Annotated in this window: 17 protein-coding genes; 8 read left to right on the plus strand and 9 right to left on the minus strand. The window is 72.0% G+C overall.

What is annotated here, in order from left to right; all coding sequences use genetic code 11:
* Nucleotides 1-3 precede the first annotated feature (3 nt).
* Nucleotides 4-756 carry a TetR/AcrR family transcriptional regulator gene (locus ACZ3I4_RS18795; protein ID WP_465383215.1) on the minus strand — a complete coding sequence of 251 codons (753 nt, stop codon included), beginning with the start codon at nucleotides 754-756 and terminating at the stop codon, nucleotides 4-6.
* A gap of 201 nt (nucleotides 757-957) precedes the next feature.
* Between ACZ3I4_RS18795 and ACZ3I4_RS18800 the strand changes: the two genes are divergently transcribed.
* The 3 genes from ACZ3I4_RS18800 to ACZ3I4_RS18810 all read left to right on the plus strand — a co-directional run bounded on the left by ACZ3I4_RS18800 (nucleotide 958) and on the right by ACZ3I4_RS18810 (nucleotide 3,342).
* The gene (locus tag ACZ3I4_RS18800) at nucleotides 958-1,572 is read left to right on the plus strand and encodes a flavodoxin family protein (protein ID WP_465383216.1); all 615 of its coding nucleotides are present in this window, start codon (nucleotides 958-960) and stop codon (nucleotides 1,570-1,572) included.
* A gap of 217 nt (nucleotides 1,573-1,789) precedes the next feature.
* On the plus strand, nucleotides 1,790-2,131 hold the full coding sequence (locus ACZ3I4_RS18805) for a YciI family protein (protein WP_465383459.1): 342 nt from the start codon (nucleotides 1,790-1,792) through the stop codon (nucleotides 2,129-2,131).
* 11 nt (nucleotides 2,132-2,142) lie between these two features.
* A complete protein-coding gene (locus tag ACZ3I4_RS18810) occupies nucleotides 2,143-3,342 on the plus strand; it encodes an RNA polymerase sigma factor (RefSeq protein WP_465383217.1) in 1,200 nt (399 codons plus the stop codon).
* 306 nt (nucleotides 3,343-3,648) lie between these two features.
* Here ACZ3I4_RS18810 and ACZ3I4_RS18815 read toward each other — a convergent pair whose 3' ends face one another.
* Nucleotides 3,649-4,338, minus strand: a complete 690-nt coding sequence (locus ACZ3I4_RS18815; RefSeq protein ID WP_465383218.1) for a response regulator — start codon at nucleotides 4,336-4,338, stop codon at nucleotides 3,649-3,651.
* The gene (locus tag ACZ3I4_RS18820) at nucleotides 4,335-5,123 is read right to left on the minus strand and encodes a sensor histidine kinase (protein WP_465383460.1); all 789 of its coding nucleotides are present in this window, start codon (nucleotides 5,121-5,123) and stop codon (nucleotides 4,335-4,337) included. The genes ACZ3I4_RS18815 and ACZ3I4_RS18820 overlap by 4 nt, the downstream gene beginning before the upstream one ends.
* A 131-nt stretch (nucleotides 5,124-5,254) precedes the next feature.
* Between ACZ3I4_RS18820 and ACZ3I4_RS18825 the strand changes: the two genes are divergently transcribed.
* The 4 genes from ACZ3I4_RS18825 to ACZ3I4_RS18840 all read left to right on the plus strand — a co-directional run bounded on the left by ACZ3I4_RS18825 (nucleotide 5,255) and on the right by ACZ3I4_RS18840 (nucleotide 12,527).
* Nucleotides 5,255-5,950 carry an ABC transporter ATP-binding protein gene (locus ACZ3I4_RS18825; protein WP_465383219.1) on the plus strand — a complete coding sequence of 232 codons (696 nt, stop codon included), beginning with the start codon at nucleotides 5,255-5,257 and terminating at the stop codon, nucleotides 5,948-5,950.
* Nucleotides 5,947-8,274 (plus strand): ABC transporter permease, encoded by a 2,328-nt coding sequence (locus ACZ3I4_RS18830; RefSeq protein WP_465383220.1) that lies wholly within the window; start codon nucleotides 5,947-5,949, stop codon nucleotides 8,272-8,274. The genes ACZ3I4_RS18825 and ACZ3I4_RS18830 overlap by 4 nt, the downstream gene beginning before the upstream one ends.
* A 779-nt stretch (nucleotides 8,275-9,053) precedes the next feature.
* A complete protein-coding gene (locus ACZ3I4_RS18835) occupies nucleotides 9,054-10,187 on the plus strand; it encodes a winged helix-turn-helix domain-containing protein (RefSeq protein ID WP_465383221.1) in 1,134 nt (377 codons plus the stop codon).
* 66 nt (nucleotides 10,188-10,253) lie between these two features.
* Entirely contained in the window at nucleotides 10,254-12,527 is a 2,274-nt protein-coding gene (locus ACZ3I4_RS18840) for an MMPL family transporter (RefSeq protein ID WP_465383222.1), read from the plus strand.
* On the opposite strand, the gene ACZ3I4_RS18845 is transcribed toward ACZ3I4_RS18840, so the two are convergent.
* On the minus strand, nucleotides 12,528-13,673 hold the full coding sequence (locus tag ACZ3I4_RS18845; RefSeq protein WP_465383223.1) for an NAD(P)/FAD-dependent oxidoreductase: 1,146 nt from the start codon (nucleotides 13,671-13,673) through the stop codon (nucleotides 12,528-12,530). It lies immediately after the preceding gene.
* A 45-nt stretch (nucleotides 13,674-13,718) separates the two neighbouring features.
* On the opposite strand from ACZ3I4_RS18845, the gene ACZ3I4_RS18850 reads away from it, so the two are divergent.
* Nucleotides 13,719-14,228 carry an NUDIX hydrolase gene (locus tag ACZ3I4_RS18850; protein WP_465383224.1) on the plus strand — a complete coding sequence of 170 codons (510 nt, stop codon included), beginning with the start codon at nucleotides 13,719-13,721 and terminating at the stop codon, nucleotides 14,226-14,228.
* A gap of 6 nt (nucleotides 14,229-14,234) precedes the next feature.
* Here ACZ3I4_RS18850 and ACZ3I4_RS18855 read toward each other — a convergent pair whose 3' ends face one another.
* From ACZ3I4_RS18855 to ACZ3I4_RS18875, 5 genes are all read right to left on the minus strand, one after another.
* A complete protein-coding gene (locus tag ACZ3I4_RS18855; RefSeq protein ID WP_465383225.1) occupies nucleotides 14,235-14,591 on the minus strand; it encodes a GntR family transcriptional regulator in 357 nt (118 codons plus the stop codon).
* Nucleotides 14,591-15,970, minus strand: coding sequence for an MFS transporter (locus tag ACZ3I4_RS18860; protein ID WP_465383226.1), 1,380 nt, complete (start codon nucleotides 15,968-15,970; stop codon nucleotides 14,591-14,593). Before ACZ3I4_RS18860 ends, ACZ3I4_RS18855 begins: the two co-directional genes overlap by 1 nt.
* Before the next feature lie 77 nt (nucleotides 15,971-16,047).
* A complete protein-coding gene (locus tag ACZ3I4_RS18865) occupies nucleotides 16,048-16,557 on the minus strand; it encodes a hypothetical protein (protein ID WP_465383227.1) in 510 nt (169 codons plus the stop codon).
* The gene (locus ACZ3I4_RS18870) at nucleotides 16,554-18,377 is read right to left on the minus strand and encodes a dynamin family protein (RefSeq protein ID WP_465383228.1); all 1,824 of its coding nucleotides are present in this window, start codon (nucleotides 18,375-18,377) and stop codon (nucleotides 16,554-16,556) included. The genes ACZ3I4_RS18865 and ACZ3I4_RS18870 overlap by 4 nt, the downstream gene beginning before the upstream one ends.
* Complete coding sequence (locus ACZ3I4_RS18875) at nucleotides 18,374-19,873, minus strand: dynamin family protein (protein ID WP_465383229.1); 1,500 nt, start codon at nucleotides 19,871-19,873, stop codon at nucleotides 18,374-18,376. Before ACZ3I4_RS18875 ends, ACZ3I4_RS18870 begins: the two co-directional genes overlap by 4 nt.
* Between the last annotated feature and the right edge of the window lie 82 nt (nucleotides 19,874-19,955).

Consider the following 19,955-nt stretch of genomic DNA (forward strand, 5'->3'; position numbering starts at 1 on the left):
GTGTCATCTGGCCAGGGTGCCGATCCACTCTCTGAGCAGCGCCGCCTCGGCCGGGCTGAATCCGGCTTGCACCACTGGGTCGCCGTCACGTCCGTCGTTGCCTTCGCCGAGCGCCGCCAGCAGGGCCAGGGCGCGCCCGGCAATGGTCGTCTCGTCCCCGGCCGGTCCGGTGTCGCTGACGATCGAGGCGATCACCGTGTCGCACAGGCCGGCCAGCAGGGCCGGGTCACGTTCACTCTCGGGTTGCGAGAGGAGGAGAAGCACGGCGCCGGTCGTGGACGCCTCGATGTGCCGGGCGGCGGTCTCGACCGGGACGCGTAGCCGGCCCTGCCGGCGGGCCCGCTCGAGCAGGCGGCGAAGGATCTGCCCGTTCTCCTGCGCGGCCGCCGGGCGCCGGCCCGGGCGCAGGTTGCCGTACATGAGCGCGTAGAACGCGGGGTTGCGCAGCCCGAACTCGACGTGGATGTCCCACCCGCGGCGAATGTCGTCGATCGCGTCCGCGCTGGGTTCCAACGCCCGCTTCTCGGCCAGGTAGCTCTCGAAGACATAGCTGGCCAGAGCGTCGAGCAGGCCGTCCTTGTCGCCGAACAGGCGGTACAACGTCGGCGTCTGCACCCCGGCCGCGGTGGCGACCGCCCGGGTCGAGATGGCCGCGGGACCTTGCTCCCGAAGCAGATCGGCGGCGGACTGCAGAATGCGCTCGCTCTGCTCGCTGCGGTCGGTGGTGAAGACGGTCTCGGTTCTGGCAGCCGGCACGTGTCAATGGTAACCAGATTTCGTTGACGTTGGCACTGACACTGTCAACGCTGTAGCGTTTCCATCGTCAACAGGAGGCGATCTCCGGACGCTTCCTGGCCCCCTTTGGTGGCCGCGCACCCCGACACCACCGGGCTAGCGAGGTCACCGGCAGCGAGCCGCGAGAAGCCCACGCGATCCGCCAGAACGAACGGAAAATTCATGCCCCAGATCTCCGTCGCCATCGCCTACACCTCCGGCTATGGTCACACCCGCGAATTCGCCCACAGCGTCGCCGAAGGCGCCCGTTCGGTGGCCGGGACGAGCGCCGACCTGGTCGACGTCGCCACCATCACCGACGCCGGCTGGAGCACGCTGGGCCGCGCCGACGCGATCATCTTCGGCACCCCGACCTACATGGGCAGCGGGTCAGGGGCCTTCCACGCTTTCGCCGAGGCCTCCTCCAAGCCCTGGATGCAGCGATCCTGGCAGGACAAGCTCGCCGCCGGCTTCACCAACTCCGGATCGATGAGCGGGGACAAGCTGCACACCTTGCAATACCTGTCGCTGCTCGCCGCGCAGCACGGCATGCATTGGATCAGCCTCGGCCTTCTGCCCGGCTGGAACACCACGACCGCGAGCGATCACGACGACAACCGCCTCGGCTTCTATCTGGGGGCAGGGGCCCAGTCCTGGAACGACCAGGGCCCCGACGCTGCGCACAAAGCCGACCTGAATACCGCCCGCCATCTTGGCCGGCGCGTGGCCACAGTGGGCCACATCTTTGCCGCAGGAACCTCCGCCGCGACAGCTCAACCGATCGCGATCGACTCGTAGCGTGCCTGATGCGGGTGCGCACCTCGACCGCGGCCCGCCCCGCAGGCGGAACATCACCCACGCCCCTGAAGCCGGGCCGGGGAATGGGCGTGCGGAAGCGTGTGGGTCCGGATACTGAGGAAAATTCGGGCGGTGTGTCGATGCGGGCGGGTGCCGTACGTCGTGATGGTGTGCGGCGGGACGCCGTGCGGAGGACAGGAGACTGGTTGTGAAGTACATGCTGCTCATCAACGCCGGGACCGGGACCGCGGAAGGCTCGAACCCGGAGTGCGAGGTTCAGGACTGGCAGAACTTCGACAAGTCGGTGCAGGAGGCGGGGATCTTCGTGTCGGGTGAGTCGCTCGCCGATCTGGTGACGGCCACGGCCGTGAAGGTGGCGGCGGACGGCACCCGGACGGTGGTGGACGGGCCGTTCGCGGAGACGCGGGAAGTGCTGGGCGGCTTCTACGTGATCGACGTGCCGGATCTGGACACGGCGCTGGACTGGGCGGCGCGCTGCCCGGGGTCGCGCGGCGGCGGGTCGGTTGTGGTGCGGCCGGTCGCCGACTTCGGGGCCTGACGGAAGCGCGGGTGGACACCACCGAGGCGGTCGAGGCCGTGTTCCGCGAGGAGCACGGCCGGCTGCTCGCCGCGCTCGTGCGCCGCTTCGGCGACCTGGACCTGGCCGAGGAGGTGACGTCGGCGACGATCGAGGCCGCGCTCGTGCACTGGCCGGTCGACGGGGTGCCGCAGCGGCCCGGCGCGTGGCTGATGGCGACGGCGCGGCGCAAGGCCGTGGACCGGCTGCGGCGCGACAAGGCGTACGCGGCGAAGCTGGCTCTGCTGCACGTCGACACGGTGACCGAGATGCCGGAGGGCGCCGAGTTCCCGGACGACCGGCTGCAACTGTTCTTCACCTGCGCGCACCCGGCGCTGCCCGGGGACGTGCGGGGGGCGTTGACGCTGCGCTGCCTGGCCGGGCTGACCACGGCCGAGGTGGCCCGCGCCTATCTGGTGCCGGCGGCGACGATGGCGCAGCGGATCGTGCGGGCCAAGAAGAAGATCCGCGAGGCGCGCATCCCGTTCCGGGTGCCGGGCGCCGACGAGCTGCCCGAACGGTTGCCGGGGGTGCTGCAGGTCCTGTATTCGATCTTCACCGAGGGGTATGCGGCGCAGCGGGCCGACCTGGCCGGCGAGGCTGTCCGGCTGGTGCGGATCCTGCGGCGGCTGCTGCCGGGCGAACGCGAGGTGACCGGGCTGCTCGCGTTGATGCTGCTCGTGCACGCCCGGCGGGAGGCGCGGACCGGCCCGGACGGCGCGGTCGTGCTGCTCGGCGACCAGGACCGGGGCCGCTGGGACGCGGCGATGATCGCCGAAGGGTTGTCGCTGGTGCCGCCGGCTCTGGCCGGTGGGGCCGGGCCCTATGCGGTGCAGGCGGCGATCGCGGCCCTGCACGACGAGGCCGCCGATGTGGCCACCACCGATTGGCCGCAGATCGTGGCCCTCTATGACGTGCTGCATGCCCTCACCCCGTCTCCGGTCGTGGCGGTCAACCGGGCCGCCGCCGTGGCGATGCGGGACGGGCCGGTTGCTGGTCTCACCCTTATAGACGCCTTGAGCGACCAGGAACGCTTACGGGATTACGGGCCATTTCACACGGCCCGCGCCGACCTGCTGCAGCGCGCCGGCCGCCCGTCCGAGGCTGTGGCGGCGTACGGGAAAGCCCTGGAACTGGCCACCACCGAACCGGAACGGGCCCACCTGCGTAAGCGGCTGCGGGAGTGCCGTTAGCCGGCGGCGACGAAGGCTTCCCCGGCCGCGGACCGCGCGTCCCGCCATCCACAGACGGGCCTCGCGGTCGATCAAGCCGTTGAGGAGTTCGCTCGATCGTTCGCGCAGCGCATGCTGGTAGGCGTCGAGGAAGGTGCCGAGCTCGCGGGCGGTTTCCTCGGTCGCGTCGTAGGCGGCCTCATCGAGCGGCTTGAGCCGGTAAGACACCACAACCTCACCGGCCGCGAAGTCACGGGCGGCGTAAACGCCGGTGCCGGCGAGGTTCCCGGGCCCGAGCCTCACGTCGTTCACAGCGCCACACCCCGATCAGGGCCGTTGCTCACGGATGGGCGACCCCGTGGCGGAGACCAGCCCTGTCTCGTAGGCCACCACGACCGCCTGGGCGCGGTCCCGCAGATTCAGCTTCATGAAGATGCGGGCGGCGTGGGTTTTCACGGTGGCTTCGCTGAGGGTGAGTTCCCGGGCGAGTTCGGTGTTGGAAAGGCCGCGGCCCATCAGGGTGAGGACCTCCAGCTCGCGGGGCGTCAGCGCGGAAAGTTCCGGGTGTGCCGACGGCGGCACCGGGCCGTCGGGGGCGAAGCGTTCGACCAACCGCCGGGTGATGGACGGGGCCAGGAGGGCGTCGCCGGTGCTGACCAGGCGCACGGCGGCGGCGAGGTGTTGCGGGGTGACGTCCTTGAGCAGGAAGCCACTCGCGCCGAGTCGCAGCGCCGTGTAGACGTACCGGTCGAGGTCGAAGGTCGTCAGCATGATGACGCGGCAGCCGGGGACGTGGTCGAGGGTCAGCCGGGCCGCTTCGAGGCCGTCCATGACGGGCATGCGGATGTCCATGAGGACCACGTCGGGTTTCAAGCGGCGGGCCGCCTGCACCGCCTCGGCGCCGTCGGCGGCCTCACCGGCGACCTCGATGCCGCGCACGGTCAGGATCAGGCGGAAACCGGCGCGGACCAGGGCCTGGTCGTCGGCGATGAGGACGCGCGGTCCGGCGTCGGTCATGGCGCCTGCAGGGGGATGCGGGCGCGTACCCGGTAGCCCCCGCCGAGGCGCCGGCGGGCGTCCACGTGGCCACCGTAGACGGCGACGCGTTCGCGGAGCCCGAGCAGGCCCCGGCCCGTACCGTCGCCCTGGCCGGTGGACGGTGGCCGGGAGTCGCCGGAGAGCACGCTCGGGCCGCCGTTGAGCACCTCCACCCGCAGCGAGCGCTCCGCGTATCGGATGGAGACCTCGGCCTTGTCCCGGTTGCCGTGCTTGAGGGCGTTGGTGAGAGCCTCCTGCACGATGCGGTACGCGGTGGCGTCGATGCCGGACGGCAGCGGGCGCTGCTCACCGGAGATGCGCACCTCGACGGGCAGCCCGGCGAAGGAGACCCGGTCGATCAGGTCGCTGAGCCGGGCGAGGCTGGGCTGAGGTTCCAGCTCGTCGCCGCCGGCCGACGGGGCGAGCAGGCCGAGCAGGTGGCGCAGCTCGGTCATCGTGTCCCGGCCCGCGTTCTCGATGGCCAGCAGTGCCTTGGCGGACTCGCCGGGCATCGTGGCGAGCGCGTCGCGGGCGGCGCCGGCCTGCACCACCATGAGACTGACGTTGTGGCTGACGATGTCGTGCAGCTCGTGCGCGATACGCGCCCGTTCGACGTGCACGGCACTGCGGGCGGCGCTCTGCCGTTCCCGTTCCAGCAGCCAGCTGCGCTCTTCGATGGCCGCGCGGTGACGCCGCCGCGACCGGGCCAGCGCCGCGCCGAGCCACCCGGCGGCGAGACAGGCCACGGCCAGGCTCAGCACCAGCCAGGCGGTACCGGACGTCCACACCACGTCAGCTTCGCAGAATTCCGTACGGCGAGCGTCATCCCGCAGGTCCAGCGACATACATCTGTGGGCCGATGCAGGGCGGCGGCGGCTCCCACAGACTTTCCGGCATGACCGAAGACCACAATGTCGTACGCCTTGAGGATGTGCGCAAGGAGTACGGCGGCACGACCGCGCTGGACGGCGTGAGCCTTCAGATCCGTGCCGGGGAGGCGGTCGCTGTGATGGGCCCGTCCGGATGCGGGAAGTCGACACTGCTCAACATGGTCGCGGCGCTGGACCGCCCCACCTGCGGAACCGTCGTCGTGCAGGGCGAGGACCTGGGCAAGCTGAACGAGACGGGGCGCGCGTTGTTCCGCCGGCACCGCATCGGCATGGTGTTCCAATTCTTCAACCTGCTCGACGACCTGCCCGCGCTCGACAACGTCGCGCTGGCCGCGCAGCTGGTGGGCACCCCCGCCAAGCAGGCGCGCGCCCGGGCCCTCGAGCTGCTCGACGAACTCGGCGTGGCCGATCGCCGCAACATCTACCCGGCCGCGCTCAGCGGCGGTGAACGGCAGCGGGTCGCGGTGGCCCGCGCGCTGATGAACCGGCCGGCCCTGCTGCTCGCCGACGAGCCGACCGGCGCCCTCGACAGCCGCTCCGGTGAGCAGGTCATGGACCTGCTGCTCGACCTCAACCAGATCGGCCAGACCCTGCTGATCGTGACGCATGACCAGCGCCTCGCGGCCCGCTGCGCGAGCCGCGTCGTCGAGCTCGCGGACGGCCGGGTCATCCGCGAACGCGCCCTGGAACGTACGGCGTGAGCGCGGTGTGGCGTGCGGCCCGGGCGGCGGTGCGGCGACGTCGGCTGCAGACCGCCGTCATCGGGATCGTCGTCGGTCTCTCCTGCGTGCTCATCGTGGTGGCGCTGGCGCTTCTGGCCGCCGCGTCCGGCCCGTTCGACCGGGCGTACACCCAGCAGCAGGGGGCCCACCTCGTCGCCTCATTCGACGCCGGCAAAGCCACGGACGCCGCGCTTGCCGGCTCGACCCACCGGTCAGGGGTGTCGGCCGCCGCCGGTCCGTTCGAGCAAGCCGCCGTCGACGTGACGTTTGCGCCCCACCCGGGGGCACCCTCGCCGCCCCCGCTGGTGATGACCGTGGTGGGCCGCGACAAGCCCGACACCGCGGTGGACAAGGTTCATGTCTGGCAGGGCCGCTGGGTCGCCGGCACCGGTTCCGGCTCCGGCTCCGGCTCCGGCTCCGGCGAGATCGTCATCAATGCGGAACCCAACGCTGACCTACCCGTGAAACTCGGCGACACGGTGACGCTCGGCGACGGCCGTACGGTGAAGGTCGTCGGTTTCGCCTACACGGTGAGCCAGTCGGCGCAGGCCTGGGTCACATCCGAGGAGATGGCGACCCTGCACCCGACCACCAAGCAGATGCTCTACCGGTTCACAGCCGCGGCCACCGACGCAGAAATCAGCGCCGGCCAGGCGGCCGTGACGGCCGGGATGCCGGCGGGCGCCCTGCTCGGCGCCCAGTCCTATCTCACGCTTCGGGCCAACGCGGGATTGACCGCAGGAGTCTTCCTCCCCTTCCTGATGATCTTCGGCTGTCTCGGTCTCGTCGTCGCCGTGCTCATCGTCGCGAACGTGATCAGCGGGGCCGTCGTGGCCGGGCTCCGGCACATCGGCGTGCTGAAGGCCCTCGGCTTCACCCCGAACCAGGTGATGGCCGTCTACCTGACCATGGTGCTGCTGCCCACGGTCGCCGCCGCCGTCCTCGGCACGATCCTCGGCAACCTTCTGGCCATGACCGTGCTGTCCAGCGCCTTCTTCGAAAGCTACGGCGCCGGCGCGTTCCAGGTGGCGCCCTGGGTCACCATCACGGCCCTGCTCGGGGTGCCGCTGCTTGTCGGTCTGACCGCACTGCTGTCCAGCGTCCGCGCGCGGCGCCTGTCGGCCGTCGAGGCGATCAGCTCGGCAAGCGCACCCCGGCCGGGCCGGGGCCTGCGCGTCCAGCGCTGGCTCGGCGGAACCCGCCTGCCCCGGGCGGTCAGCCTCGGCGCCGGCCTTCCGCTGGCCCGGCCGGCCCGCAGCGCGCTCACCGCGGCCACCGTCCTGCTCGGCGTGGCCGGTGTGACCGTCGCGATCGGGCTGTCCCGGTCGGTGACGGCCTACGTGGACGCGGACACCCGGGCCGACGCCGTGCAGGTCGAGGTGCACCCGGCCAAGGGCGGGCCGGCCCTGAGCGACCAGGCCGCAGAATCGATGCTTCGCGCCCTGCCCGGCGCCGAACGCGTGGTGGCCAGCAAAGGGCTGACCATGCGGCAGGTCGGCGGCACGGAGCCGACCCAGGTCCGGTTCTACCGCGGTTCCGACGCCGGCTACGAGATGCCGCAAGGACGCTGGCCGGCCGCCGCGGGCGAGGTGGCGGTCTCCTCCCGCTTCCTGACACAGAGCGGGCTCGCCCTCGGCGACACCTTCACGCTCGAAGGGGACGGCAAGCGGCTGCCCGTACGCATCGTCGGCGAGGTCCTGATGGGCGATGCCGAACCGGTGCTGTCCAACTGGGCCACGCTGACCGGAATCGCGCCCGGCAGCCGAGCCGACAGCTACGAGGTGAAGCTCGCCTCCGGAGCCGGCGTCTCCGCCTACGTTGCCGCCGTGAGGGCCGGCCACCCCGGCCTCATCGCCGAACCGGCGCCCGTGCCGTCGGTCATCGCCGCCATCTATTCCACCATCACGCTGCTCACCGTTCTGCTGGGCGCGGTCGCCGCCCTCGGTGTCTTCAACACGGTCGTCCTCAACGCCCGTGAACGCCGAAGGGAACTGGGAGCGCTCAAGTCGATCGGCATGACACCCCGCCAAGTGGTCCTCATGATGGTCACCTCGATGGCTGCCCTCGGCCTGGCGGGCGGCCTCGCCGGCGTCCCGATCGGCGTCGTGTTCCAGCGGTACGCCATGCACGCCATAGCGCACGCCGCCCAGATCGTCATCCCGGACCACATGCTCGACGTCTACTCCGTGCCGATCGTGGTCCTGCTCGTCCTGGCCGGCGCCGTGATCGCGGCAGGGGGCGCCCTTCTTGCTTCGCGCTCGGCGGCCCGTCTCACCATCGCGGAGGCCCTGCGTACAGAGTGATTGACCAGGCGTACCTGCACCGCTCCGGCCGGACTCTGCCGCCGATCGAAGGCCAGGTCAACGCTCAGCGACCAGGACAAGGCCGCCGTGCGCGTCGGCTGGTGGTTCAAGAAGAACACCGTGCGCTACTGAGGGACCAGACTCTGCCGCCGCTCGCATCCGATGGTGCGGGCGGCGGTTCTTGGTGGAGCGTTCGGCTGAATTCAGTTGCCGGAGACGTCGACGAACTTGCCCTGCAGGCAGGCGGCGCCAACGCGGTCCACCGCCCGCTCGAGCAAGGCGACGGTGGGATCGGCCACTGCCTGACCGGCGGCGACGATTTTCTTCGCGGTGGGATGTCGAGGCCACCGTCGCCGGCGGTGGTCGCGTCGAAGGCCAGCTTGCACGCGCGGAAGGTCCCAGCCGCGGCCTCCCTTGCGCCTAATTATCGGATTACTAATACCGGCAATACGTTAATACCAGAAACGGACATACTGCGCTTGCACCATAATGACTGCTATGTGGTATCCCTACCAGTAGCGTAGGAACTGGTGAGAACCGATGCGTTCGCGGCGTCGCCGGTTGATGTCGCAGGCCGTGTCGAGACAGGGACGGCACGACCGGAGCCGTTTGCCGGACGGGCCGACGAAGACACCGGGATCCAGAAGCTTCCCGCACCGCGGGCACAGTTGTTCCACGCCGACACGCTGAAAGCGGGGTGCGACAACCTCGCCGTGCGGAGGACGGGCGGGAGGTGGCGGGACGGCGGTGACAGGCCTGGACAGCCTATCTTCAACGGCGTGCGACTGGCGATCGAGGATGCGCGACGGGTGTGGCTGCGAGCGCAGCGGCTTGATGGGGCCCAGCCGTTCGAGGCGGGGCCGCAGGCGGTCGCGGCGGCGGTGCGGCATCTGGGGTATGTGCAGATCGACACGATTCAGGTGATCGAGCGGGCCCACCATCACATTTTGTTCAGCCGGATTCCGGGCTACCGGCGTTCCGATCTGCGGCAGGCGCAGAGCGTCGGCAAGAGTGTGTTCGAGACGTGGACGCACGCCCTGTCGTACGCGCCGTCGGAGGATTTCCGGTTTTTTCTGCCCCGGATGCGGCAGTTGCGGAACGGGCCGTGGCTGAGCTGGCACAGCGGGGCCACCCCGCAGGATGTGCGGCGGGTGGTGGCCCGGGTCCGCGACAGCGGGGCACTGACGATCCGCGACATCACCGATGACGTGCTGGTCGACAAGGACTGGCTGTGGGCCAGCCGGAAACCGTCGAAGCTGGCGCTGGAGATCGCGTTCTCGTGGGGGCTGCTGACCGTCAGCGAACGGACCGGCATGGTCAAGACGTACGAGCTGACGGACCGGCATTTCGGCTGGACCACCCCGCCGCGTCCGGCGACCGCCCGGCAGGAGCTCGCCTACCGGCTGGATCGGGCGTTGCGCGCGCAGGGAGTGGTCAGTGTGGCGTCGGTGTGTTTCCACGCGCCCCGGCTCAAGGCGGCCGCCCGCGCGCTGATCGACCAGCGGGTTCGCCGCAAGCAACTGGTGGAGGTCACGGTGGCCGGCACCGAGCACTGGGCGGCCCCGGAGATCCTGGACGACCTGCCGGCGGCGGCCGATCCGGCGGCCGTGCATCTGCTGTCGCCGTTCGACCCGCTGATCATCCAGCGGGACCGGCTCGAGCGGTTCTTCGGCTATCAGCATGTCTTCGAGGCGTACGTGCCGAAGGCCAAGCGCCGGTACGGCTATTTCGCGCTGCCGGTGCTGGCCGGCGACCAGATCGTCGCCGCCGTCGACCTGAAGACCGACCGGGCCGCGGGCCGGCTGCTCGTGCAGCAGTGGAAGTGGACCGGCGCGGGATCGGAGGGCACGCACCGGGGTGTGGTCGAGCAGGCCCTGGAGCGTTTCGAAAGGTTCCAGCTGGCCGCCCCATGAGCCCCGGCAGCACCAGCATCGCCGAACTTCGCGTGGGCGCCCGCAAACGCGAGGACCGTGAACGGCATGGCTACGTTGCTCTACCGGCTGGGCCGGTCGTCGTTCGGCCGCCGCTGGGCGGTGCTGCTCGCCTGGGGGATCGTGCTGGTCGCCGCCGTGGCCGGGATGGCGGTGCTGCAGAAGCCGACCACCGCCTCGTTCAGCATTCCGGGCACGCCCGCGCAGCAGACGATCGACCTGCTGGCCGAGAAGTTCCCGCAAGCCGGCGCGCAGAGTTCGGGGGCGTCGGCGCGGGTCGTGTTCTCGCAGCCGGGCAGGCAGAAACTGGACGAGGACGCCGCGGCCCGGGCGGTCAACGCGCTCAAGGGCGCACCCCAGGTCGCGTCGGTCACCGACCTGGCCCCGAACGCGGACGGCACGGTCGCCTACACCCAGGTCACCTTCACCGTGCCGGCCACCGAGCTGAGCGGCGCCGCCCGGCAGGGTCTCGACGACGTGGTCATGTTCGCGCGGGCCGACGGTCTGATCGCCGAGGTCGGCGGGGACGCCGTGCAGGCGGCCGGGCACGCCCCGGTCGGGGAGGTCATCGGGGTCATCGTCGCCGCCCTGGTCCTGCTGATCACGTTCGGGTCGCTGGCGGCGGCGGGGCTGCCGCTGCTGACCGCGATCATCGGGGTGGCGCTCGGCTTCGCCGGGATCGGCATCGCCACCCGGTTCACCGAGCTGTCCGGCACCACCTCGTCGCTGGCCATGATGCTGGGCCTGGCCGTGGCCATCGACTACGCGCTGTTCATCGTGTCGCGGTACCGCACCGAACTGGCGGCCGGCCGGGATCGGCAGGAGGCGGCCGGGCGGGCCGTCGGCACGGCCGGTAACGCGGTCGTGTTCGCCGGCCTGACCGTGATCATCGCGCTGGCCGGTCTGTCCGTGGCCGGGATTCCGTTCCTGACGCAGATGGGGGTGGCCGCGGCCGGCACCGTGGCGGTGGCCGTGATCATCGCGCTGACGCTGCTGCCGGCGTTGCTCGCGGTGGCCGGTCCGAGGATCACCCCTTCCCGCGTACGGGACCGGACCGCGCGGCCCGCCCTCGGTGTCTGGTGGGTGCGGCAGATCGCCCGCCGCCCGGTGCTGTTCCTGCTGGCCGCCGTGATCGGTCTCGGGGTGGTCGCGTTGCCCGCCACCGACCTGCGCCTCGGGTTGCCGACCGACGGCAGCGCCGCCGCCGACACCAGCCCCCGCCGCGCGTACGACCTGCTCGCCGACGGTTTCGGCCCGGGTTTCAACGGGCCGCTGACCGTGGTCGCCCGCCCCGGCACCTCGCTGGAAGGGCAGGCCGGGGTGGCCATGGTCGTCCCGTCGGTCACCAACGACGCGGGCGACACCCAGATCCTGACCGTCATCCCGGCCACCGGCCCCGAGGACGCGGCCACCGAAGAACTCGTGCACCGGCTGCGCCGGGCGTACGGGGTCCTCGGGGTCACCGGCACCACCGCCCTGAACGCCGACATCAGCGACAAGCTGGCCGGTGCGCTGCTGCCCTATCTGGCCCTGGTCGTCGGCCTGGCGTTCGTGCTGCTCGCCCTGGTCTTCCGGTCGCTGCTCGTGCCGCTGAAAGCCACCCTCGGGTTCCTGCTGTCGGTGGCGGCCACCTTCGGGGCGCTGGTGACGGTGTTCCAGTGGGGCTGGCAGGCCGACCGGTTCGGGCTGGCCCAGACCGGGCCGATCATCAGCTTCCTGCCGATCCTGCTGATCGGCATCGTGTTCGGGCTGGCCATGGACTACCAGGTGTTCCTGGTGACCCGGATGCGCGAGGACTACGTGCACGGCGCCCCGGCCCGCCAGGCCGTCGTCTCCGGCTTCGGGCACGGCGCCCGGGTCGTCACCGCCGCCGCGCTGATCATGATGAGTGTGTTCTTCGGGTTCATGCTCGGCCCCGAGGCGATCATCAAGTCGGTCGGGTTCGCGCTGGGCATGGCCATCCTGTTCGACGCCATCATCGTGCGGATGACCCTCGTGCCGGCCGTCATGCTGCTGCTGGGCCCGGCCGCCTGGTGGCTGCCCCGCTGGCTGGACCGGCTGCTGCCCGACGTCGACGTGGAGGGCGAGAAACTCACCCGCCACCTCGACCGGCAGCCGGCCACCGAACCACAGCGCCCGCACCACGCCGAGGCCCGCCTCACCCTCGTCGAAACCAGCGACGAGTCAAAGGCCGAAGCGCCCGCACACGCCGACGCGCCTACAGAACCTGGCGAGGCCGGGCCGGCCACGGAAGCTGAAGCGCACGCAGAAGACGGCGAGGGCAGGGAGACCACGCAGGCGGAGACCGCCGGCGGCCGGTGATCAGACCCCGTACGACTCCACCGGCGAGGCCGAAGACAGCAGCCGCGCCCGCGCCGGGTCGCCGGCCCAGAACGGCACCCGGTACACGCCGGGATGGCGGGCCTCCAGCGCCAGCTGCCACACCGTGCTCCGGCAGACAAGCTCTTTCAGCCGGGCTCCCGGGCGCCCCGCGAGGTGCAGGCCGACGGCGGTGTCGTCGCGGCGGGAGAACTGGAAGATGCCGGCTTCGCGGCCCAGGCTGATGCACTGCCCGAGGAAGCCGGCCACGAACGGGCGTGGCGCCGCCCCGGCCAGGCGGGCCAGGACCGTGTCGGCGGCGTGCACGCCGAGGGGGCCCGCGGCCTGGCAGCTCATCCGCAGCGGCCGGCCCGACGGGGACGCGGCGTCACCGGCCGCGACGATCCGGGCCGAGCTCACACTGGTCAGGGTTTCGTCGGTGAGCAGCCGCCCGTCCGCGTCGACGGTGAGGCCGCTGCGGGCGGCCAGGCCGGGCACCCGGAACCCGGCCGCCCACACGGTCACCGGGCTGGGCCGGGTGCTGCCGTCGTCGAGTTCCACGGCGGTGGGGCCGACCGAGGTCACCCGCGCGTCGAGCATCGTGACGCCGAGCCGGTGCAGCGTGCTCGCCACCACCCGGCGGCCGCGGGGATGCAGGTACGGGCCGAGCGGGCCGATCAGGGTGACCGTGCGGCCCTGGGCGGCCAGTTCGGCGGCGGTCTCGATGCCGGTCGGCCCGGCCCCGACGACGGTCACCGCCCCGGCCAGGGCCGGGCGCAGCCGCTGCGCGTCGGGCAGCGACGCCACCGAGTAGGCGTGCGCGGGCGCGGCGCCGGTGCTGCCGACCGCGTACACCAGGTAGTCGTACGGGATCGTGCCGCCCGAGGCCAGGGTCACGGTCCGCCCGGCCGGGTCGATCGTCGTGACGTCGCCGGCCAGCAGGCGTACGCGGGGGGAAAGAACGGTCTTGTAGTCGGCGACCGCCGCGGCGGTGCCGGCGACGAGCTGGTGCAGCCGGATCCGCTCGACGAACACCGGCCGGGTGTTGATCAGGGTGATGGACACGTCGTCGCGGCGGGTCAGCCGGTTGGCGGCCATCACCCCGGCGTAGCCGCCGCCGATCACGATCACTTTCGCGTGGGCACTCATGCACCCAAGTCACCGCGTCCGGCCCGGTTGTGACAGCGTGGGCGGATGCCGATCTCGCCTTACATCAGCGGGCTGCGCGCCCACATCGGTCACGACCTGCTGCTGCTGCCGGGGGCCAGCGGCGTCGTGCGTGACGAGCAGGGCCGGGTCCTGCTGATCAAGCGGTCCGACAACGGGCACTGGTCGCTGCCGGCCGGGATGATCGACCCGGGGGAGCAGCCGGCCGCCGCGGCGCTGCGGGAGATCTTCGAGGAGACCGGGGTGATCGCCGAGATCGAGCGGCTCGGCGGGGTGGCCATGCACGCCGCGCAGTATCCGAACGGCGACAAGTGCGAATACCTGGCGGTGTGGTTCCGCTGCCGGGCGGTCGGCGGCCGGGCCCGGCCCGACGGCGACGAAAGCCTGGAGGTGGGCTGGTTCACCGACGCCGACATGCCCGCGGTCAGCGATCTGACCCGGTTGCGTATCGAGACCACCGCCGACCCGGACGGCCCGCCGTGGTTCGCCCGGCCCGGCGACCACCCCGCCGAACTGGGCCCCGAGCACGGCCTCTGACACGCCTTACAGACCCAGGGCCGCCCGCACCAGCGCGAGGGCTGTTTCGGGCGGCACCCCCAGACCTTTGACCCTTTCCGCGTACGCGGCGGCCGCCTTCTGCGCCTGCGCCGAGGTGCCCGCCGCGCGGGCGGTGACGACCGTGCCGAGCCGGCCGCGGGTCTGCACGAGACCGGCCAGTTCGAGTTCCCGGTAGGCGCGGGCCACCGTGTTGGCGGCCAGGCCCAGTTCGGCGGCCAGGGCGCGTACGGGGGGAAGCTTTTCACCGGCCGTCAGCTCCCCGGCGGCGGCCAGCTCGGCGATGCGCAGCCGCACCTGCTCGTACGGGGGTGTGGCCGACGCCGGGTCGATGGAGATGTTCATCAGATCAGTTTGGGGGGTGTGTTGCCGGCGGCGGTGATGGCGCGGCGGATGGGCACCAGCGCGAGCAGGACACCGCCGACGACGAAGAACACGACGAGGCTGATGATGCCGAGCCGGTAGCTGTCGGTGAGCTGGAAGATCAGGCCGAACAGCAGCGGGCCGAGCCAGCTGGTGCCCTTGTCGCTGATCTCGTAGAAGCCGTAGTACTCGCCTTCCTTGCCTTCGGGGATGAGCTGGGAGAACAGGCTGCGGCTCAGGGCCTGGCTGCCGCCGAGCACGATGCCGATGCCCGCGCCGAGCAGCATGAACGGCACCGGCTCGCCGGCCGGCAGCCAGTAGGCGGCGGCGATCACGACGAGCCACAGGGCCAGGCTGAGCAGGACGGTTTTGCGGGCGCCGATCCGGGTGGCCAGCGCGCCCAGCATGAGGGCGCCGCCGAACGCGAGGAACTGCACGATCAGGATGGTGACGATCAGCGTGGACTGGGTGAGGTCGAGTTCCTCGCTGCCGAACTGGGCGGCCAGGGCGATCACGGTCTGGATGCCGTCGTTGTAGATCAGATAGGCGAGCAGGAAGAACAGCGTCAGCGGGTACGCCTTGAGGCTGCGCAGGGTGTGCCCGAGCTGCCGGAACCCGTCGGTGAGCACGTTGCCGTGCCCGGCCGGGGCGGCCCCGGCGGCCGGGTGCTCGCGCAGCCAGCGCAGCGGCAGCAGGGTGAACACGGCCCACCAGACGCCGGCGCTGACGATGCAGAACCGGGCGATGTCCATGGTGCGCTGGTCGTCGCCGTCGACCGACAGGATCATGACGGCGACCAGGTTGGCCGCCAGCAGCAGCCCGCCGCCGAGGTAGCCGAGCGCCCAGCCGCGGCTGGACACCTTGTCGCGTTCGTCGGGGCCGGCCAGCTGGGGCAGGAACGAGTTGTAGACGACGATGGCGGCGCCGAACGCGATGTTGGCGATCAGGAACAGCAACCCGCCGAGCAGGTAGCGGTCGCCGGTCACGAACACCATGGCGACGGTGGCGCCCGCGCCCAGGAACGCGGCCCCGGCCAGCAGCGGCTTCTTGCGGGGGGCGCGGTCGGCGACGGCCCCCATGATCGGCAGCACGAACACGGTCAGGAAAACCGACAGCGAGACCACGTACGGGTAGAAGGAGCCGGCCGCGATGGTCAGGCCGAACGGGTGGACCCGGCCGGTGCAGTCGTCGGTGCCCAGCGGGCAGCCGGCGGCGATCTCGGCGGTGGTGGTCAGGAACGGGCCGAGGAAGACGGTCAGGACGGTCGTGGAGAAGGCCGAGTTGGCCCAGTCGTAGAAGTACCAGCCCGTACGCTCCCGGCGGCCGGTGGCGGGGGTGGTGGCGGTGCCGGGTGCGGCCATGTGGTCGGCTCCAGGTGTCGTGGCGTGGCGCCGAAACTATGCCATCCCCGGTGCCGTGCGGGGGAGAGGCCGCGTACTCAGTTTTGCTGCCACCACCGGGCCAGGGCGGCCGTGGCCGGGTCCTCGGAGTCGGCCAGGGCGGCCCACGGGTCCTGCGCGGGGGGCAGGTCGACGCCGGCGTACTCGGCGAGCTCCTCCGGGCGTACGGGATCGGTGGTGCCGTCGATCGCGGCGGCGTGCACGACGCCGAGGCTGCCCGTGTCGATCCAGGGGAAACCGTCGACCGGCTCGGGCAGTTCCCCGACGTCGAGCGAGGGCGGGAACACGTCGGCCGGGTCGTCGGCCACCAGTTCCGGGCCGGCGTGGTCGTCGACCGGCAGCGGGTCGTCGGCCGTCACGTCGTGGTGCGGCTCCTCGGCGGCGGGCGGTTCGGCATGCCCGGGCTCGTCGAACAGGTCGTGGTCGTCGGTCTGCTGAAGATGGCCGAAGTCGTCGTGCGTGTCGTGCCCGCCGGGCGGGTCGAAGGCCCCGAAGTCGTCGTGGTCGGCAAAGTCGTGATGGTCGCCGAAGTCGTGATGGTCCGTCATCGGTCCTCCTCGTCGTGCGGCACGGGCGTGAGCGCCCGGGCCTGGGCAAGCACCGCATCGGCGGCGCGCAGTCTCGCGCGGACCCCGTCGAGCTGCTGCTGGGCCGCGGCGCGCCGTTTCGCCCGGCCGGCCGCGTCCTCGGCGGCGGCCGCGTCGATCTCGGCGATGTGCGCGTCCAGGTCCCGCAGCCGTTTCTCGACGGCGTCGTCGACCGCCACGGACAGGGCGTACTGAAGGTCGGTGAAACGGTTGGCGATCTCGTCGGCCAGGGCGGCCCGGGCCTCGCCGAGCACGTCGCGCAGCCAGATCCGGGCCTGCTGCCGGTCGGTCTGCACCCGCCGCCGGTACAGCACATACCCGCCGGCGGCCAGGCCCAGCCCGATCCCGGCGACCGGCACGAGCAGCCCGCCGCCGACGGCCAGCACCGACGCGCCGAGCATGGCGCCGCGGCCGGCCATGAACGCGATGCCGCCGGCCGACAGGGCGATCAGCAGGTTGTCGGCCGAGCCGTCGCGCGGCGGGGTGGCGGCCATGGCGTGACGCAGACCGGCGTTGAGCCGGCCCAGCATGGCCGCGCGTTCGGCCTCGTCGAACACCGTGGCCAGGACTTTCTCGCCGACCTGCGCGAACGTGGTCTCGAGCTGCTCGGACAGTTGCACGGCGACGGCCTGCAACTCGGTGTCGAGCCGTTCCGGCAGGGTGGCCAGGGTGTCGCCGCGGCCCTTGTCGATGCGTTCGGAGAACTCCTGCTGCACGCCGGCTATCCGGGTGCGCAGCTGCCCGACCGTCTCGACGCGGGCCCGCTGGGTCTCGGTGCTCAGCAGCAGCGTCCACTGCCGGGACTCGGTGCGTTTGCGGGCGGCCAGGGCGGCCCGTTCGGCGCGGATCTGCGCGGTGCGCACCGGGTCGGCTTCCACCGCCCGTACGGAATCGTCCGCGGCCGACTCGAGCCGGGCCAGCTCGCCGCGGGCCGCGCGCAGCACGTTGGCCAGTTGCAGCTGGTGCCCGCGGCCGGCCAGCTCGACCAGCGCGTGCTGCAGCTCGGCGATCTTCGACGCCTCGACCAGGGCGGCCTGCTCGTCGGGGCCGGCCCGCACGGCCAGTTCGGCCAGCGCGGACGACACCGCGAACCAGGACGCGTCGGCGAAGCGGGGCGCGTGCGCGCGCAGCAGGGCCTGGTTGTCGTCGAGGATGCGCCGCCACCCGGCAAACCCGTCGATCTTGGTGAGGGCGAAGACGACGGTGTCGACGCGTTCGCTCGCGGCGACCAGGAAGTCGAGTTCGGGCCGCGACAGCGGCGCCGACGCGTCGGCCACGAACAGCAGCGCGGTGGCCCGGTCGACCGCGGCCAGCGCGACGGCGGTGTGCGCCGGGTCGAGGCCGCCGACGCCGGGGGTGTCGAGCAGGCTGACGTAGCGCAGCATCGGCGCCGGGTGGCTGACCTCGATGCGGCGGGTCCGCTGGGCGCCGGTGGCCCACTCGGCCAGGCTGCCGATGGTGATCGGCTCGGCCGAGCCGCGCAGCCAGGCCCGCGCGCCCGGTTCGCCCGGCACGAACTGCAGATAGGTGGCGGTGGCCACGGCGGCGTCGACCGGGGACAGGCCGGGCACCCCGAGCAGGGCGTTGATCAGGGAGCTCTTGCCGCGTTTGGTTTCGCCGACGACCACGATCTCGGGGCGGGTGAGCCGGCGGCGGCGCAGTTCGGCCAGGTCGGCGCCCGCGTCGGGGTCGTGGGTGCGCACGTACGCGAGGGTGTCCTTGACGGTGCTGTCGAGCACCGGGGTCAGATCTTTCATGCCCGCCTGCTGCTGCTTGTTCATGACCGCACCTGCTGGGCCAGGATGTGGAAGCCGCGCTGGGCGACCTGCGCGATGCGGGACTGGGCCGGGCCGGCCCCGGCGACCGCGTAGACCCGCCATCGGTTGGCCGCGGCCACGGCGGCGGTGGCCAGTTCGCCCGGTTCGGCGTCGGGCAGCCGCAGGATCCAGCGCGGATCCTCCGAGGTGGCCAGCCGGGTCAGTTCCTGTTCCCATTCGACCGGCAGCGGCACCGCGCCGGTGGCCACCCGCTGGGCCGCGTCGAGCAGCCGCAGCCGGTGGTAGGCGGGGTCGCGCAGCAGCCGTTCGACGGCGTCGCGCAGTTTCTCCCGGTCGCGTTCGTCGCGGGTGTGCCCGGCCAGCCGTTCGAGCCGCGACAGCGCCCACCCGGCCTTGATCGCGTCCGAGCGCCACCGGAACGTCTCTTCCAGGGTGTTGCGCAGGCGCGGGAACCCGGACGCGGCAACCAGCCGGCGCACCAGCTCCCCGGTGGACACGCGCGGGTCGGCGGCCAGCTGGGCCAGGGCGAACCCGATGCCGTAGAGGTCGAGCAGTTGCAGCAGCCGTTCGCGTTGCTCGGCGCCGACCGGGGCGGGCCGGCTGCGGAACAGGTCGACCGACGCCAGCATGATTTTGAGCTGGGTGGCGGGCAGAGCGGCGAGCTGCTGCAGGGCGTCGCGGTCGGCGCCGGTCATCCGCCCCGACTCGCCGGTCTCGGCCAGCAGACCCACGACCGGCACGACGTCGGAGACCGTACGGGCCAGAAGCGCGGCCTGGTGCGCGGCCAGCGGCGCCGCGACCGGCCACGGGTCCCCGGCCCCGCCGACGAGCGTGTCGACCTTGCCGAACACGCCGAGCGCATTGATCGGGGTGGACGCGAGCCGGGCCGAGGCGTCCCGGAACGCCTCCAGGGCGCGCAGGTCGTCGGCCCGCACCGCCTGGGTGAACACGTAGACGACGGCCTCGGCCGCGGCGACCTCGCCGGCCGAGTCGGCGTCGATGTCGGCGTCGAACGGGGCGGTCGAGGTGCCCACCGCCTCTTCGGCGCGGGCGCTGACGACCGCGTCGGTCGAGGCCAGCCCGGGCGTGTCGACCACGGTCAGGTCGCGCAGCTTCTCACTGGTGAGCGTCACATCCACATAGGCCACCCGGGAGGCGGGCACGCCGAGCCGCTGCGGGATCATGCCGTCGTCGTCGAGCGGCAGGCTCCGCCGCTCGCCGTCGCGGCACACCACATCGACCCGGTCGGCCGGCCCGTAACGGAAGCGGGTGACCACCCGGGTGCACTCGCCGGCCGCGGTCGGGGCCACCCGGCGCCCGATCAACGCGTTGACGAGTGTCGACTTTCCGGCTTTCAGACGGCCGGCGATCGCAACGCGTAACGGCTCACCGAGGCGGTTACGGATCTGAATAAGCTGGCCACCGGCCTCTGAACCGACACGGGCGGCCATTTCGTCACAGAGCGTCGCTACGCTGGCGCTCAGCGGGCCGCTCACCATGACTCGTCAGCCAGGCACACTGTCGGGGAGAATGTGCTGACCACGGCCGGTGTCACTGACGCCCTCCCCATCGTGAAAAGGG

It is taken from the genome of Actinoplanes sp. NPDC021490 (genome assembly GCF_055562135.1).

Excerpts from the sequence above, each read along its gene's own strand:
- ACZ3I4_RS18800 (WP_465383216.1), top strand. The coding sequence starts at position 958 with ATGCCCCAGATCTCCGTCGCCATCGCCTACACCTCCGGCTATGGTCAC.
- ACZ3I4_RS18805 (WP_465383459.1), top strand. The coding sequence starts at position 1,790 with ATGCTGCTCATCAACGCCGGGACCGGGACCGCGGAAGGCTCGAACCCG.
- ACZ3I4_RS18815 (WP_465383218.1), bottom strand. The coding sequence starts at position 4,338 with ATGACCGACGCCGGACCGCGCGTCCTCATCGCCGACGACCAGGCCCTG.
- ACZ3I4_RS18825 (WP_465383219.1), top strand. The coding sequence starts at position 5,255 with ATGACCGAAGACCACAATGTCGTACGCCTTGAGGATGTGCGCAAGGAG.
- ACZ3I4_RS18840 (WP_465383222.1), top strand. The coding sequence starts at position 10,254 with ATGGCTACGTTGCTCTACCGGCTGGGCCGGTCGTCGTTCGGCCGCCGC.
- ACZ3I4_RS18845 (WP_465383223.1), bottom strand. The coding sequence starts at position 13,673 with ATGAGTGCCCACGCGAAAGTGATCGTGATCGGCGGCGGCTACGCCGGG.
- ACZ3I4_RS18850 (WP_465383224.1), top strand. The coding sequence starts at position 13,719 with ATGCCGATCTCGCCTTACATCAGCGGGCTGCGCGCCCACATCGGTCAC.
- ACZ3I4_RS18855 (WP_465383225.1), bottom strand. The coding sequence starts at position 14,591 with ATGAACATCTCCATCGACCCGGCGTCGGCCACACCCCCGTACGAGCAG.
- ACZ3I4_RS18860 (WP_465383226.1), bottom strand. The coding sequence starts at position 15,970 with ATGGCCGCACCCGGCACCGCCACCACCCCCGCCACCGGCCGCCGGGAG.
- ACZ3I4_RS18865 (WP_465383227.1), bottom strand. The coding sequence starts at position 16,557 with ATGACGGACCATCACGACTTCGGCGACCATCACGACTTTGCCGACCAC.
- ACZ3I4_RS18870 (WP_465383228.1), bottom strand. The coding sequence starts at position 18,377 with ATGAACAAGCAGCAGCAGGCGGGCATGAAAGATCTGACCCCGGTGCTC.
- ACZ3I4_RS18875 (WP_465383229.1), bottom strand. The coding sequence starts at position 19,873 with ATGGTGAGCGGCCCGCTGAGCGCCAGCGTAGCGACGCTCTGTGACGAA.